Origin of the sequence: Steroidobacter sp. (assembly GCF_036402275.1) — a bacterium.
GTDB lineage: Bacteria > Pseudomonadota > Gammaproteobacteria > Steroidobacterales > Steroidobacteraceae > Steroidobacter.
The window spans coordinates 497,101-513,068 of record NZ_DASWTF010000036.1 but is presented as its reverse complement, the minus strand read 5'-3'; the positions used below and the strand labels follow the sequence as shown (position 1 = coordinate 513,068).

General features: G+C 62.7%; 9 protein-coding genes and 1 riboswitch. Of the genes, 6 read left to right on the top strand and 3 right to left on the bottom strand.

Annotated elements, in window-relative coordinates; all coding sequences use genetic code 11:
• Positions 1–38 precede the first annotated feature (38 nt).
• The 4 genes from VGD45_RS21875 to VGD45_RS21860 all read left to right on the top strand — a co-directional run bounded on the left by VGD45_RS21875 (position 39) and on the right by VGD45_RS21860 (position 9,229).
• Positions 39–1,682, top strand: a complete 1,644-nt coding sequence (locus VGD45_RS21875) for a hypothetical protein (protein ID WP_331157478.1) — start codon at positions 39–41, stop codon at positions 1,680–1,682.
• A gap of 343 nt (positions 1,683–2,025) precedes the next feature.
• A riboswitch (glycine riboswitch) is annotated at positions 2,026–2,124 on the top strand.
• A 167-nt stretch (positions 2,125–2,291) separates the two neighbouring features.
• On the top strand, positions 2,292–5,171 hold the full coding sequence (locus VGD45_RS21870; RefSeq protein ID WP_331157477.1) for a TonB-dependent receptor plug domain-containing protein: 2,880 nt from the start codon (positions 2,292–2,294) through the stop codon (positions 5,169–5,171).
• 30 nt (positions 5,172–5,201) lie between these two features.
• Positions 5,202–6,806 carry an amidohydrolase gene (locus VGD45_RS21865; RefSeq protein WP_331157476.1) on the top strand — a complete coding sequence of 535 codons (1,605 nt, stop codon included), beginning with the start codon at positions 5,202–5,204 and terminating at the stop codon, positions 6,804–6,806.
• Positions 6,807–6,835: 29 nt separating this feature from the next.
• The gene (locus VGD45_RS21860) at positions 6,836–9,229 is read left to right on the top strand and encodes a zinc-dependent metalloprotease (protein ID WP_331157475.1); all 2,394 of its coding nucleotides are present in this window, start codon (positions 6,836–6,838) and stop codon (positions 9,227–9,229) included.
• Between the two features lie 4 nt (positions 9,230–9,233).
• Here VGD45_RS21860 and VGD45_RS21855 read toward each other — a convergent pair whose 3' ends face one another.
• Entirely contained in the window at positions 9,234–11,960 is a 2,727-nt protein-coding gene (locus VGD45_RS21855) for a serine/threonine-protein kinase (protein ID WP_331157474.1), read from the bottom strand.
• A 289-nt stretch (positions 11,961–12,249) separates the two neighbouring features.
• On the opposite strand from VGD45_RS21855, the gene VGD45_RS21850 reads away from it, so the two are divergent.
• Both VGD45_RS21850 and VGD45_RS21845 read left to right on the top strand, forming a co-directional pair.
• Positions 12,250–12,504 (top strand): hypothetical protein, encoded by a 255-nt coding sequence (locus VGD45_RS21850; RefSeq protein WP_331157473.1) that lies wholly within the window; start codon positions 12,250–12,252, stop codon positions 12,502–12,504.
• 21 nt (positions 12,505–12,525) lie between these two features.
• Positions 12,526–12,714, top strand: a complete 189-nt coding sequence (locus VGD45_RS21845; protein WP_331157472.1) for a hypothetical protein — start codon at positions 12,526–12,528, stop codon at positions 12,712–12,714.
• Positions 12,715–12,823: 109 nt separating this feature from the next.
• Here VGD45_RS21845 and VGD45_RS21840 read toward each other — a convergent pair whose 3' ends face one another.
• Together VGD45_RS21840 and VGD45_RS21835 are read right to left on the bottom strand one after the other, a co-directional pair.
• Entirely contained in the window at positions 12,824–14,167 is a 1,344-nt protein-coding gene (locus tag VGD45_RS21840; RefSeq protein WP_331157471.1) for a sigma-54 dependent transcriptional regulator, read from the bottom strand.
• Positions 14,160–15,956, bottom strand: coding sequence for a sensor histidine kinase (locus tag VGD45_RS21835; protein ID WP_331157470.1), 1,797 nt, complete (start codon positions 15,954–15,956; stop codon positions 14,160–14,162). The genes VGD45_RS21840 and VGD45_RS21835 overlap by 8 nt, the downstream gene beginning before the upstream one ends.
• Positions 15,957–15,968: the final 12 nt, after the last annotated feature.

Here is a 15,968-nt window from a genome sequence, read left to right as displayed (position 1 = left end):
GTGATTCGCCTGCGCGCTCGAATGTCGAGCCGCAGGCGGTGACTTTTCCGCTGGAGGTGCTGGGCTCGGCGGGCACGGAAGTCACGCTTCCGGTCAAGATCGACGGCGCGATGCTAAGCGGCGCCGAGCCCGCGGCTGTGACATTGACGTTGCACAACATCGTGCAGGCGGACAGCGCGCAGCTCGTTATCAACGGCGGCGCACCCGTCGACCTCAGTGATGCCAACGGGCCGTTCTCTCATCGAGACGGACGCGTCACAACGGCGACCTTGCCCATCGATCGCGCACTGCTGGTCGTCGGCGACAATCGCTTCGTGTTTCGTTACACGCGGCAGGTGACCGACGCCGGCTCTGCCATCTCGGGATTTCGCGTGCTCAATGTCGCGCTCCGAGTCGGAGATAGAACGCAGCGAGTGGATGCGCCACTCGAAGCGCCGGCGCTATGGAAGCCGATTCGAGATGACGCGCAGTCGCTCGAGCGCGGTCGCTTCTTCTTCAGTGACATCAGTCGCGACGAGGGGCCGGCGTGTGCTCGATGTCATGCCGATTCGGGCGCGGATCTGCAGTATTACGCGTTCTCGAACCACAGCATCGTCGATCGCGCAATGTTTCATCGGTTCACGCGCGAGGAGGCGGAGGATATCGCGAGTTATATCCGCTCACTCGACGTGGTGCGCGCCGGTCGGCCGTATCGAGCGCCGTTCCAGCCCGGCGCGGACAACGTGGGCGCCGCAGGAGCTGGCATCAATTCCGTGCTCGCGGACGACGCCGCGTTCGCGCAGGCGGGCGGGCAGGCCGTTCGGAGTTTCACTCCTTGGGAGTCTGCGGGCGCGGTCGACACGTTTGTGCTTCCAACATCGGTGCAGGCGCCCACCTGGCTGCGGTGGTTGCCGCGAACGTTCGATCCAAGCTGGTTCACGATGGCCGACGGAGTTTTGGCGAAGGCCGAGCAGGCGCTGGCAAACGATCCATCGATCGAGAATGCGCGCACCTTCATGGCGGCGGCGATGCGCGTGGGCACGGAAATTCTCGTGACCACTGGCGATCATCATGGGCGCATCGACGTGTTGCGATTCGCGGCCGTCAAGCTTTGGGATTGGTCACGTCGCATCGGCTTCGATCGTGCGGATCACGGAATGCCGGATGGCGGCCCTGCATATCCTTATGAGGTGGGCTTCGCGTTCTTCGAAGCGGCCGGAGTGGGCAACGCCGTTCCGGACGCGATGGGACAGACGATGTCGTGGTGGTGGGCGCAGCTGGCCGCCAATCCGGGCCGTGGAATGAGCAGCGGACGGCGTCCTCTGAACTACCAGGACGTGTTGTTGGCCGGCTCGGCCGTGGGGCTCGGGCCGGAGCAACTGCGTTTTCTATATTTATACGGAAGTTGGGAAGAGTCGCGAGGCGATCTGGCCGCGGTTTGGGGAACGGAGCAGGGCCCGGTTCGCCTGCTGGCCGTGCCGCTGTCCACGTTGTCGTTACCGGATCGCGTCGAAGTGGTGTTGCGATTCCTGCGCCGTGAAGCCGAGTTCCTCAATGGCGGTGGGCAACTGACGCAAGGACATCATCGCGTCCTGGCGCAGACCTGGAATCGCGTCTGTGAGCAGTTCACGGTGGATCAGCGCGCGGCGGTACGGGCGGCGGCGCCAACGGAAGTCTATACGGACTTTGCTGGGTGCCCCTGATCACAGCCGATAGGTGCCCCAGGGGAAGGATGTTTAGGCTCGCGCGAGTTTAGCTGAAAGTCCTATCGCTCTGCACAATCGCGAAGCACATTCCCGCGCGTGTCGCTCTTGCATGCAGCAGCGCCGCTGCCCCGTTTGCGAGCAGCGCTCATGAGCGCGGGCGGTCGCCTCCACCGATAACGATCTGAATTTCTCGTCTCAAACTGCGTGGAGCAAGCCGTCCCCGAGGCGCGCTTCACGGCAGTGCATCCGAATACAAACACGCTGGCACACAAGATGCTTGTATACAGATATACGCTGTCCGCCAAGGAGCCTCGAGCCAGAACAAACAACGTTCCAACAGACCGGATCGGCAGGAGAGCGAGCGATGACGGCGACGTCCACGCTCCGCCGAAGGAGCAATCTCCCATGAACTCTCAGGCCCAAGTACTGCAGATCCGTGATGCCGTCTGAAGAGCGAGACGCAACAAGCATGCGTCTCCACCGTCGGGGCAAGCACGGCGTGAAGTCGTGCGGAAACTCTCAGGTACCAGGACAGCGGGAGCGGCGCGAAACAACCCTATAAATATAAGGGCCGCGCTGCATTGTCCGTGCTGAGGGAGTTGCATCATGTCGAATGTCACGTCTCGTCTGTCGCTGCGTGCGGCTATCTCCAATCGTCTGGGCGCCACACTGGCGTGCGCCTCGCTGATTGCACTCAATGTCGAAGCTCAGGAAACGTCGGTCGCGGAGGGGCCGATCGATTCAGTCACCGTGACTGGCAGTCGCATCGCGCGCGACGGCTACGATGCGCCCACTCCTGTGAGCGTGCTCGGCGCTGAGGAGATTCAGACGTCTGGCACGGCCAATGTCGCCGACTTCGTGAATACGCTGCCCTCCGTGTTGGGCAGTTCGACGGCATCCAACTCGTCCGGTGCGTTGAGCAATGGACAGGCAGGCATCGCTGCGCTCAATTTACGGTCGCTGGGCACGAATCGCACGCTGGTACTCCTCGATGGCCAGCGTTCGGTGGCTTCGGCTTCGACCGGCGCGGTCGATATCAACACGTTTCCGCAGGCGCTGATCGAGAGAGTCGAGATCGTCACCGGCGGCGCCTCGGCGGCCTACGGATCGGACGCGGTCGGCGGCGTCGTCAACTTCATCCTGGACCGTGACTTCACGGGCGTGAAGACCGACTACGAATACGGCGTCACGACATACGACGACAATCCGAATCACACCTTTACGCTCGCTGCAGGCATGCCGTTCGCCGGCGGTCGGGGACACGTGCTGTTTAGTAGCGAGTACTTCACTCAAGACGGCGTCCACACCATCGACCGTGACTGGAACGAGAGCGGCTTTTTCCAGATCAACAATCCGAATTACACGCCCACCAACGGAGAGCCGTTTCGCCTGGTGGGCGGGGGCATCGGTCCCAGTCAGCACACGCCGGGCGGGCTGATCGTCAGCGGTCCCTTGCGAGGCACTTACTTTGGTACGATCGATCAGACGACGGGGCGCGCCACCGTGGGCCGCCTGGCGTATGGCACCACGAGCGCGAGTAATCCATGGATGATCGGCGGCGACTGGGAGTACACGAGCCAGGGACATGCGGGCAGCAACTCGCTCGCGCCCGACGAGGAACGCCGCACGATCTTCGGTCGGGCGAGTTTTGAGCTGACGCCCGCCGTGGAAGTATTCGCGCAGGTGTCGCACAACGAGTACCAGGGCCTCAGCTATTACCAACAGACGCCCAACGTCGGCAACATCACGATCCGCGCCGACAATGCGTACCTGCCGGCGTCGGTGGTACAGCAGATCGCGCAGTACAACGCCGCGAACGACCCGGATATCACCTCATTTGTCATGGGCTCGACCAACGCCGGCATTCCCGCGGCGGGCAGCAACAACGAGCGCGAGGTGAATCGATATCTCCTCGGCGCGGACGGCGACTTTGCGCTGATCGGTCGGGACTGGCATTGGGATACCTACTTCCAACGCGGCGTCTCGAAGCTGGATGAGAGGCTCATCAACACTTGGAACAACGCGCGCATGGCGCTCGCGCAGGATGCTGTCGTTCACCCGACGACGGGCGAGATCGTGTGCCGCTCATCGATCGCCGATCCAAGCAACGGTTGTGTGCCGATCAACCGCATCGGCATTGGCGGTGTGACCCAGGCAGCCCTCGACTACGTCATTCCGAGCAATCCATACCGTGAGCAGGAGTTGACGCAGGATGTGGCGGCCTTCAACTTTGCGACCAACGATGTCTTCAGCACCTGGGCCGGACCGGTTTCGCTGGCCTTCGGCGGCGAGTGGCGCAAGGAGAAGATCGAGGGCTTCGTCGAGAAGCAGTATGAAACGGGCTGGCTCTACGGCAACTATCTGGTCACCAAGGGCGACTATCACGTCACCGAGGGCTATATCGAAACCGTGGCGCCGTTGTGGGAGGGCCTGGATTTCAACGGAGCGCTGCGCTTCACCGATTACAGCATCTCCGGCAATGTCGAGACGTGGAAGGCGGGCCTGACGTATCAGCCCATCCCGGACCTGAAGTTCCGCGTCACCAGCTCGAAGGACATCCGCGCGCCGAATCTCAACGAGCTGTTCGCCGCGGGCACGGCACGCACCAATACGGTCAATGTGCCGCCGAGCAATCAAGCGGTGCAGTTCGTGCAGAAGCAGACCGGCAGCCTGTTACTCCAGCCGGAAGAGGCCGAGTCGCTCGGCATCGGCGTGGTGGTCACGCCGTCGTTCGCGCCCGGCCTCGCATTCTCCGTCGACTACTTCGACATCGAGATCGAGGACGCGATCGGCACGGTCACGGCGCAGAACACAGTGGACCTGTGTTTCGAGCAGGGCGTGCAGTCCTTCTGCGACAATATTTCCTATGTCTCCGTGGGCGACGTGCAGCAGATCTCGGAGATCCTGCTGGTGCCGTTCAACTTCGCCAGTCAGCGGACCAAGGGCCTGGACATCGAGGCCAGCTACCGGCTGCAGCTCGGGCACGGCGACCTGTCGCTGCGCGGATTGGCGACTCATTATATCGATAACATCACCGACAACGGCATCGACTTTCCCGTCGACTATGCCGGCGTGAACCAGGGCGGCAATGCGACGCCGAGCTGGAGCTATCGCCTGAGCGCGACGTACGCACTGGACGTGCTGTCGTTCAGTGTGATCGGACGCGGCGTCAGCAGCGGCGTCTATAACAACTCGTTCATCGAATGCACCAGCAACTGCCCGACCTCGACCGTCGAGCACCGTACGATCAACGACAACGACATCGATGGCGCGTTCTATCTGGACATGTCGGCGACGTACTCGTTCACGATGGGCCCGGCCGACGCCGAAGCGTTCCTCAGCATTCGCAACCTGTTCAACACCGATCCGGAGCTGGTCGGCAACGGACCGGACGGGAACAACACGCCGGCCTATCCGCAGACCAATCGCATTCTGTACGACACGATGGGCCGGGTGTTCCGGCTCGGCGTGCGGATGTCGTTCTAAATAATCCAACGGAGATCGAATGTGACGAAAATGAGCATTGGCATCCTCACAGCTTTGTTCGCCCCCGCAGTGTTCGCCCCAGCGGTGTTTGGCCAGCCGAGCCCGGAGTTGAAGCAAGCCACGCTGGCCGGCGTCGACAAGCGCGCCAAGCTGGTTCAGGAGATGGTGGACTCCATTTACAGCTTCGCGGAGCCCGGCTTCCAGGAGTTCAAGACATCCGAATACATCACCGGCATTCTCGAAAAGAACGGCTTCAAAGTGCAGCGGGGCGTGGCGGGCATTCCGACCGCCTGGACCGCGACTTGGGGCGATGCGGGCCCGCTGATCGCTCTGGGCAGCGACATCGATGCATTGCTCGGGTTGTCGCAGATCCCAGGCTCACCGACGATCAAGCCGCAACTGGCGGGCGCGCCCGGTCACGGCGAAGGTCACAACTCCGGCATGCCGGCCGTGGTCGCCGCGGCGCTGTCGGTGAAGGAGGTGATGCAGAAGAATAAGATTCAGGGTCGCTTGATGCTCTGGCCGGGCGTGGCCGAAGAGCTGCTGGCTACCAAGGCGTTCTATGTGCGCGCCGGACTTTTCAAAGATGTCGACGCGTCCATCTTCACGCACGTGAGCAAGGATCTGAGCACAGCATGGGGGCCGGCCGGCAACAACGGCATGGTGTCCGTCGAATACACATTCAGCGGCAAGACCGCGCATTCGGCAGGCTCGCCATGGTCTGGCCGCAGCGCGCTCGACGGCGTCGAGCTCATGAACATCGCATGGAACATGCGGCGTGAGCATCTGCCGCTCTCGCAACGTTCCCACTACGTGATCACCAACGGCGGCGGTCAGCCGAACGTCGTTCCTGGAGTGGGCACTGTTTGGTATTACTTCCGTGACCAGAATTTCGCTTCGATCCGCGAGCTCTACGAGTTGGGCAACACCATCTCGGAGGCAGCCGCGCAGGCAACGAGTACGACCGTCACACGGCGTGTGCTGGGGTATGCGGCGCCGAACTTCGGTAACAAACCGCTGGCCGAGGCGGCGTACGAGAACATCAAAGCCATCGGCATGCCGCAATGGAGCGAGGATGACCAGGCTTTCGCCAAGGCGGTGCAGGAAGCGAACGGCTTCAAAGTGGAAAAGCTCGCCACCGAAGTTGCTCCGCTCGGCACGCCGGAAAGCCGCGACAATCCCATGCGCGGCGGCTCGGACGACATCGGCGACATCATGTGGACGGTGCCCACGATCACGATCCGTTTCCCATCGAACATTCCCAACACGATCGGTCACAACGTCACCGCGGCCATGGCGATGGCGACTCCGATTGCACACAAGGGTGCGGTAACGGGCGCGAAGGCGGTGGCGCTGACCGTCCTCGACATCATGACGACGCCCGCGCTGCTCGCCAGCGCCAAGGACTACTTCAACAACGAGCAACTCAAGGACATGAAGTACGACCCGGTGCTGACCCCGGAGGACCAGCCCGCCATTCATCTCAACAAGGAGCTGATGGAGCGCATTCGCCCGCAGATGACCAAGTACTACTACGATCCGAAGAAATACCGCTCGTACCTCGAACAGCTCGGCGTTCCTTATCCGGGTCTACCAGCTTCGGGTGCGCCCGCGGCAGCTGGCACGGCTCCTTGAGAGGACGCATTGTGAGAACAGGGGTAACGATGAGGTTGGCTTTCCTGATTTTGTTCGCAACCGTCTGGCCCGTCGTTGCCCCTGCCCAGGGGGCCGCTGCATCCATTGCAGCGGCCACCAAGGGCATGGCGCGTCACGAGGGCTTCATGCCATTTTTTTGGGATGCGACGCGCGGTCGGGTGCTGCTGGAGATTCCGGCGTTCGATCGCGATGTCCTGTATTACGTCTCCGCGGCCAGCGGCGGCGGTTCGGTCGAACTGCCGCTGGATCGCGGCATCCTGCGCAGCGTGGTGATTCAGTTCCAGCGCTCCGGGCCGCGAGTGCTGGTGATCGAGCAGAATCTCGGCTATCGAGCCATGCAGGGAAATGCAGGCCGCGCCGAGAACGTGCGGGATTCGTTTCCCTCATCGGTGCTCGCGTCGTTGCCCGTCGCGGCGGAAGAAGGTGGTCGTGTGGTGGTCGATGCGAGCTCGCTGTTCATGCGTGACGCGGCGGGGTTGGAGGTGACGCTGAAGAACCTCAATCAAGGCGCGTTCAAGTTCGACGCGGCGCGCAGCGATTACTATCCGTCGCGACTGCGGGCGTTCCCGCAGAACACGGAGATCGAGACGATAGTCACATTCGCTCTCGACAATCCGGCGACCACGGTGCGCGCCGTCACGCCGGACAGTCGCACGTTCACACTGCGCATCCGACACTCGTTCCTGAAAGCGCCTGAAGGCTACCAACCGCGCGTCGCCGATCCACGCATCGGCGTGAGCAGCATGACTTTCCGCGACTACGCGCGTCCGTTCGAAGAGAGCACCGAAGTGTCGTGGGTGACGCGCTGGCGTCTGGAGAAGCAGGATCCGAGCGCCGCTGTGAGCGAGCCGAAGCAGCCCATCGTGTTTTATCTCGATCACGCGATCCCGGAGCCGGTTCGTAGCGCCATGCGCGATGGCATCCTCTGGTGGAACAAGGCTTTCGAGGCTGCGGGTTTCAGGAATGCGATCCAGGTGAAGGATCCGACGCCCGATATGGATCCGATGGACATCCGCTATGCGTGGGTGCTGTGGATCGATCGCGACGAGCGCGGGTTCTCCAGCGGAGGCACCTATCGTGATCCGCGCACTGGCGAGATCCTTGGCTCCAAAACACGCATGGATTCGCATCGCATCCGGACCATCGCCAACTATTGGAGCAGCTACATGCCCAATACGGAGGGCGGCATCGCCGCGGCGGGGAGCGACATGGTCTTGCTACGGCAGTCGCTGTTATCGGCGCACGAGCTTGGACATGCGCTTGGCTTCGGTCACAACTTCGCATCGAGCATCAACGATCGCGCATCGGTCATGGAGTATCCGACGCCGCGGGTGAAGGTGGTCGATGGGCGGCTCGATTTGAGTGAATCTTTCCAGCGCAGCGTCGGCGCCTATGACACGTTCATGGCTCGCTACGCTTATACCGAGCTGCCGGCGGAAAGCGAGCATGCAGGGCTCGACGCAATCGTCGCCGAGATGCGTCAGCAGGGCATTCTCTATGTGCCGCAGACCGATCCGCGTTGGACGTGGTACGACGATCGAGCAACTCCCGCGGAGTATCTGCGCGAGACGATGGCGGCTCGCAAGATCATGGTCGCGCAATATGGACCTGACATGCTGCGGCCAGGGGAACCCGTCGGTGCGCTACGCGACGCGCGCTTGTGGATGACGTATCTGCATCATCGCTGGGCGATCGAGTCCGGCGTGAAGCAGGTCGGCGGCATGTATCACAACATCGTCGTCAAGGGCGAATCACTGCCGCCAACGCAGATCGTGCCCGCGACCGTCCAGCGCGAAGTGCTCGGACTGTTGATGGATGCGATCGAGCCGGCGAACCTGGCACTGCCCGATTCGCTGCTCCAGCAGCTGACGCCTCATCCTGGCGTCAATCTCGAAGACATGTCGTCTGACTATGCGTTCGATCAGCTGCGAGCGGCGCGAATCCTCTCGGCGCTGGTCATCGAGCCTCTCCTCGATGCTTCGCGTGCTGCTCGGCTCGTTGCGTTCGCCGACCGCGATCCGGCAAATGTCTCTCTGCCCGAAGTCATGGACGCGTTGCTGAAGCAGACGTGGAATGCCCCCAAAGATCGTGATCGCCGGCACGCAGCCTTGCGTCGGGTAACACAGCGCGTGTCCCTAGACGCAATGATGATGCTGGGTGCAAGCCAGGAGACGGCGCCCGAAGCTCGCGCGTACGTTCGGGACAAGCTCGTTACTCTCGAAGCTGACCTGTCGTCGCGCAAGGATCCGGATCCGCTCACGCAGGCTCATCTGCGACAGGCCGCTCGAGACATTACGCGTTACCTGGAGAATCCAGCGGCAAACGCGCCGAAGTCCGCTTCGGTACCTTGGGGCGACCGTCCTCGCTCGCGGTTCCCGCTGCCGCCGGGGCCGCCGTTGTGATCGACTAATTTACTCGTGACTCGGAAGGGCCGGCCTCACGTAGCAGGGCATCGAGTTTTTCGCGTTGATGAGTGTCGGTGTAGAAGCGAGTAATGCGTTCACGAGCTTTCGTACGGGTGTCGCCGTCGACACCCGATGCGGTTTCGAGGATCACGTAGCTGGAAGCGAGGTGGGCTTCCGCTTCCTCGATTTTGCCCTGCCGATAGAGAACTTCGCCCAGCGCGTTGGCGGAGCGAGCCGAGCGCCAGGCGGGTGCGTCGGTGCGCTTCCATCGGTTGGTGGCCGCGGTGAGATGAGCTTCCGCATCGACGAGCTTGCCCATGCCGGCCAGAGCTTCGCCCAGATAATGTTCGGTCGAAGCAATGTATTGATGATCCGGCGGCAGCGTCTTGGCGAATGTCGCCAGCGTGTCGTTCAGAACAGCAGCGGCCTCGGCGGGTCGCGATTGTTTCAATAGCACCGTGCCCAACAAGACTTGTAGATAAGCAATTTTCTCGGATGCGGTGCTGCCGGACAGGCGATGCGAGTCCAGCGCCTCGCGAGCCAGCTTCTCTGCTTCCCGAGTGTCGCCTTGAGCAAGCCGGACCTGCGCCAAAGAGGCCAAGGTATCGGCGACCTTGCTGTTGTTTTTGTAGAGCAGCCGCTGCGCCGCCAGCACGCGATCGAAGATCGGCGCGGCTTCGGCGATGCGACCTTGTAGAAACAGGATCTCTGCGAGGATGCCGTCGGCCTTGACGCGATCGGGCTGACGAGCATCGACGTGGCTGTAGATGTCGACGGCTTCACGCGCAGCAGTTTCCGCCGCGGCGAGGTTGTCGGACCAGGTGTGGATGTTAGCGATCTCGCTCAAGATGCTGCCGACTTGGGGATCGCGTCGTCCTTTCGCGGCCCGCATCAGCTCCAGCGCCGCGGTGAAGGATTGAAGCGCCTGCGCAGACTGGCTCCGTACGACTTGCAGCTTGCCGGTTTCAGCCAGCAGTTTGGCTTTCAGCTCCGGGCCGACAATATCGATGCGGCTGGCCCGGTCGAAATGCAGCGCCGCTTGTTCGACCAGGCCCGCCTCGCGCTCAGCCATCGCCAGGTCGAGGAGGGTGGATGCCAAGCGGGGATTACCGCCGGGCTCCAGCGACTGCTCCAACTCGAGCGCCTTCTGCAGCTGTGCGGCCGCCTGATTGGGCAGGCCCATGCGCCGATATGAATTACCCACGGCTCGCAGCACACGCGCTCGAACCGCAGGCTGCTGGTCCAGATTCATTTCGATGTTACGACTGGCCTGATCGAGCACTTCACGGGCTGTGAGCTCTTGCCCGTAGTTCACATAGGGATCGGCGGCCTCGAACACGCCACCCATGAAGTCCGACACTGCCTCAGCGCGTTCGTATTCGCGCGTGGCGACTTCCAACGCGCGCTGAGTGGCTGAACGCGAGATGGACAGCATGGTTGTCGTGGCGATCAGGAACGCGACGAAGGTCGTGCCGGCGGCCACGGGCCAGCGATGGCGTCGAATGAAACGCTGCGAATGGTAGACCCAGTTGCCTTGCCGCGCCTGTACCGGTTCGTTGGCCAGATGCCGGCGAATGTCCGCCATGAATTGATCGATGGAACCATAGCGGTGCTGCGGTTCCTTGCGCATCGCGCGCATGATGATCGCGTCGATGTCGCCGGCGAGCTGACGTTCCAGCCGTTCGGGCGAGGTCGATCTTGCTTTACAGAGATCCTCGATCGAATTTTGTCCGTCGGTGGGCGAGGACAGTCGCGACGCATGCACCGCTGCGCTGGGCCGCAGCGGATCGCTCACACAGATCGAACGCTCCAGTTCCAACTGGCTCGCCGAAGGAGATGACAACGTGTACGGGCGCAAGCCCGTCAGCAACTGATACAGCACCACGCCCAGCGAGTACACGTCGCTCGCGGTCGTCACTCGCTCGCCGAGAATCTGTTCTGGACTGGCGTACTCGGGCGTGAGCAGCCGGTCGTTCATGCGTGTCAGCTCCGCGAGGGTCAGATCCGACGCGTTGAGCAGCTTGGCGATGCCGAAGTCCAGGAGTTTGGGCGTGCCATCCGCGGTCACCAGGATGTTGGCCGGCTTGATGTCACGATGAACGATCAGGTGCTGGTGCGCGAACTGGACGGCGGCGCAAATATTCAGAAACAGTTCCAGACGACCGCGCACGTCCAGGTGCTTGCTGTCGCAGTAGCGATCCACGGCGACGCCGTGGATGTACTCCATGATCAGGTACGGCTGATGATTCTCGGTCTCGCCGGCATCCACCAGACGGGCGATATTGGGATGATTCAGGCTCGCGAGAATCTGCCGTTCAGCCTGAAAGCGCAGGCCGAAGCTCGACGCCGCGCTCTCGTCGATGATCTTCACCGCGACTTGCGCCGAGTACGCTTTGTCGGCGCGCTCGCCCAGGTACACCGTGCCGGAGCCGCCGTGGCCGAGGATGGAGGCGATGCGATAGCGGCCGATGACCTTGTTGATCATCGAGTGCTGGCGATCCGTTGTCCGCCGATCGATGGCGTCGCCGATGGCGCGGGAGAGGGGGCCGGCGCCGTTACGGGTGACATCCTGCGCCAGCAGTTCCAGCAGGTCGCGGCGTTCTTCTTCGTCTTTCGCCTCGCGCATCACAAATGACTCGCGCGCAGCGCGATCGAGCTTCAGGGCTTGCGCCCAAAGCTCCTCCATCCGCTGCCAGCGCTGCTCATTCGCCACTCTCGAAGTTGTCATAGACAGGGCGTCCAGGCCCCAGTACCGACCCACTCGCAAGTTTAGAGCCGAACGCAAATGGGCGGCGCCCCACGGGTCCGCAGATCTGCGAGTCCTCAGCTTGGCAGGCGCCGGCGGGGGAATCTCCTCAACGGCCGTACAGCGATCCCCTGAATACCGGGCCATTGTGACATAAGTAGGTCACCGAAACCCTCATGCCCGTGACGGACATCACAAGGAGTCGTCGCTATGTCCTATGAGCCGAGCCGCCAGGGCGACGGCCAATCACTTTCATCGGGAGTTTACTTCAATGCGTATCGTATCTATCGCTGCTTCGTTGGTGTTTGCTGCGGGCACTCTGGTCGGAAGCGCCTGCGTCGCCGACGAGACGGCGGGTGGCAAGCGTCCGTTGTTCGCGGATGAGACGGCCGGCGGCAAGCGTCCGCTGTTTGCGGATGAGACGGCCGGTGGCAAGCGTCCGTTGTTCGCGGATGAGACGGCTGGTGGCAAGCGTCCGCTGTTTGCCGATGAGACCGCCGGTGGCAAGCGTCCGCTCTTCGTTTAACTCCCGCACGAGATCACGAATATGAAAACTGCCTATCTCTTGTCCATCAGCGTTCTCGTGGTGCTCATGACGACCGTCGTGGGCGTGAGTGCCAATGACGCGGCGTCGGTCGATACGGTGCAGCCGTCAGCACCGGTCGATACTGAGATGCTGTCGCAGCTGAACTCGCAGCCGACCTTCTCGGATTCGACCTTGCGTCGGCCGTTCTAAGGACCCCCTCGGGGCTGATCGACGGATCGGTCAGCCCCGAAGTCTTCATCTCTTTCAAATCCGGCCCGACGGACTGGTGGGCGATCGCGCTCGAGCGACGGAGCCGCTGCTACTTCCTGAACGAATCCAGATCGATGCCGTGGCGGGCGATCTTGTCGTAGAACGTTTTGCGGGGGATGGCGAGTTTCTCGAGCGTCGCGCGCACGTCGCCGGCGGTGGAGCGCAGCGCGTCCCGGATCAGGCTGGCTTCGTAACGCTCCATGCGTTCGGGCAAGCTCTCCGGCGATTCGGTTTCAGCGTCGCCCACATCCGGCATTTTCAACACCACGCGATCGGCGAAGTTGCGCAGCTCGCGCACATTGCCCGGCCAGTCATGTTCGAACAAACGCGCCTTGATCGATTTGGTCAACGGCGGCACGGGCCGCCGTAAGCGTTGCGAAGCGGTCGCGAGAAAGTGACCGAACAGCGGCACGATGTCGGCGCGACGTTCGCGCAGCGGCGGGATTCGTAGCCGCACGACGTTCAATCGGAAATACAGGTCCTTGCGGAAAGCATCCCGCGAGGACATCTCGCCTAGATCGACCTTGGAGGCGGCGACGACGCGAAAGTCGACGGAGCGGGGCATGTTGGCGCCCAGTGGTGTGACGGCTCGATCTTCCAGCACGCGCACGAGGCGCGTTTGCAAGGCCAGAGGCATCGATTCGATATCGTCGAGAAACAAAGTGCCGCCATCCGCCGCTTCGATGCGTCCGATGCGACGGCGGCCCGCGCCTTGGAAGGCCGCAGCTTCGTGACCGAACAGCTCGTGCTCCAGCAGACTCTCCGGCAGAGCGGCGCAGTTGAGAACAGCGAATACACGACTGCGTCGCTTGCTCCAGGCGTGCAGTGCACGCGCGGCGACCTCTTTGCCCACGCCGGTTTCACCTTCGATCAGCACGTCGACATCCGCGTCGGCGAGTTGTCGCAGGCTGGCGCGCAATCCAGCCATCACGGGACTATCGCCGATGAGCGGCAGTTCGTCGTCGGCGCGGCGGGCGGCGTCTCTCAAGCGTCGATTCTCGAGCACCAGCCCGCGCTGTTCGAGCGCGCGATGCACGCTTGACACGAGGCGTTCGGCGGCAAACGGTTTGGCGATGAAGTCATACGCACCGGCCCCGAGCAGTTCGACGGCTTCCTGAATATCGCCATGGCCGGTGATGAGAATCACGGGCAGATCGGCGTCGCGACGGCGCAGCTCATGAAACATCGAGCGCCCGTCCATGCCGGGCATGCGGATGTCGCTGATGACGACGCCCGGGAAGTTCTCATCGAGCCGCGCCAGCGCCGATTCGGCGTCCGCGAACGCCTGCACATCGAAGCCGGCCAATTCCAGCGTCTGGGCGTTGGCTGCTCTCACATCCTCGTCGTCGTCGATGAACGCGACGACGCCGCGTGTCTCTGTACCTTCAGTCATTGGCGCGTCTCAACGTAAGCAGGAAACTGGCGCCGGGCTGCACGTGTTTCAGATGTTCCAGCCGGCCGCCGAATTCCGCGAGAATGTCTCGCGAGATCACCAGCCCCAGGCCGAGGCCTTTGGGTTTGCTGGTGGCAAAGGGAGTGAACAAACCTTCGAGCGCCTCGGGCGCAACGCCTGGGCCGTTGTCGGCGATCTCAATGGTGACGTCGTCCGAGTTGGCGCGCACGTCGATGCTGACTTTGGCGTCACGGATGCCTTCGAGAGCATCGGCGGCATTCTGTAACAGGTTCACCAACACCTGTTCCAGGCGAGCGCGCTCGGCTATCACTTGCAGCCCGCTCTCGCCATTGCGCACATGCTTGATGCCGAGCGCACGAAACCGGGTGCGCATCAGTAACAGTGCGCCGGCGATGGCATCGTCGACGCGCATCTGTTGAGGCGTGCCGCTGCTCTTTCGTGAGAAGGTCAGCAATTCGTGCGTGATCGTGCCGATGCGCTCGGTGAGCGAGGCGATCGCCGAAAGATTCGCTGCCGCCCGCGACGGCTGAGCACGCTCCAGGAAGGCGCGCGCATTGTCGACATAAGACCGGATGGCAGCGACCGGCTGATTGATTTCATGCGCGACGCCCGCCGAGATCTGCCCGAGCACCGCCAGCTTGTTCGCTTGAACGAGCTCGTCCTGCAGGGCGTGGAGGGTGGCTTCGGCGCGGGTGCGTTCGTCGACTTCCTGGATCAGTCGCTGGTTGGTTTCTTTCAACTCGCGCGTGCGCAGGTTCACTTGGGCTTCAAGTTCCTGCCTCGCTGCTTCACGACGCGCAGCCATGGTCTTCTCACGCGCTCGTATGGCGTGGGCAACGAGCACTGCCAGGCTGAGCAATGCGCCACCGAAGCCACCGATGGCGGCGCCGCTCAAACGAGCCGTCGCCAGTTCTTTTCTGGCGTCACGCAGGACATGCACGGTCCAGCCCGGCTTGCCCGCGTCGTGGTCGGCGCCGATGAGCGAGGAGCTCGGGGTCGTGGGGAATGGCGGCACAGGCCCGTCGAGCCCCAGTTGTTCGGGACTGGACAGCGCGGCTTGATCGCGCTGACTCAACGGACGCGTGGTCGTGAAGCGCCATTCCGGTCGATTGGTGATTAGCACGACGCCTCGTTCATCGGTGACGTACGCGCCATCGCCCGAACTGCGCCATTGCGCTTCGAGCTCATCGAATTCCACTTTGACGACGATGACGCCCACCGGCACCGGCTCGCCCGCGCCGGAGCTATCGATGCGGCGTGCGAGATATAAGCCGGGCACCCGGCTGACCGTGCCGAGCGTGAACAACTCGGCGGCGCCATTCTTCATGGCGTCCCGGTAGTACGGACGGAATGAGTAGTTCTCGCCGACGAAGCTGGTGTCGGTGCGCCAGTTGCTGGCGGCGAGCGTGCGGCCCGACACTTCGAGCAGATAAACCGTCGCGGCGCCCGCGTGTTGCGCGAAGCGTTCGAAACGCTCGCTCAGCCCTTCGAATGTTTCTTCGCTCTCGGCGGGCGTGTTCGCAGTGCGTAGCGCGTTGCGAATCTCCGCGTCGTGTGCCAATACAAAGGGCAGTGAACGATGTCTCTCGAGCTCGTTGCCCAACATTGCCGCGCGTAGCGCTGCATCTGTATTGAGCCGACGCTCCAGATCCTGACGGGCGAGGCGGACGGTGACTTCGGCGGCAGCCAACGCAGTGGCCAACGACACGACGCCCACTATGAGCGCCCGTCGCCACAACCAGCCCGCGTCATCGCTGAAGAACATCATTCCGGTCGACCC

What these genes read in the sequence shown, in the direction of transcription:
- VGD45_RS21870 (WP_331157477.1), top strand. Translation starts at nt 2,292, where the DNA reads ATGTCGAATGTCACGTCTCGTCTGTCGCTGCGTGCGGCTATCTCCAAT.
- VGD45_RS21865 (WP_331157476.1), top strand. Translation starts at nt 5,202, where the DNA reads ATGAGCATTGGCATCCTCACAGCTTTGTTCGCCCCCGCAGTGTTCGCC.
- VGD45_RS21860 (WP_331157475.1), top strand. Translation starts at nt 6,836, where the DNA reads ATGAGGTTGGCTTTCCTGATTTTGTTCGCAACCGTCTGGCCCGTCGTT.
- VGD45_RS21855 (WP_331157474.1), bottom strand. Translation starts at nt 11,960, where the DNA reads ATGACAACTTCGAGAGTGGCGAATGAGCAGCGCTGGCAGCGGATGGAG.
- VGD45_RS21850 (WP_331157473.1), top strand. Translation starts at nt 12,250, where the DNA reads ATGCGTATCGTATCTATCGCTGCTTCGTTGGTGTTTGCTGCGGGCACT.
- VGD45_RS21845 (WP_331157472.1), top strand. Translation starts at nt 12,526, where the DNA reads ATGAAAACTGCCTATCTCTTGTCCATCAGCGTTCTCGTGGTGCTCATG.
- VGD45_RS21840 (WP_331157471.1), bottom strand. Translation starts at nt 14,167, where the DNA reads ATGACTGAAGGTACAGAGACACGCGGCGTCGTCGCGTTCATCGACGAC.
- VGD45_RS21835 (WP_331157470.1), bottom strand. Translation starts at nt 15,956, where the DNA reads ATGATGTTCTTCAGCGATGACGCGGGCTGGTTGTGGCGACGGGCGCTC.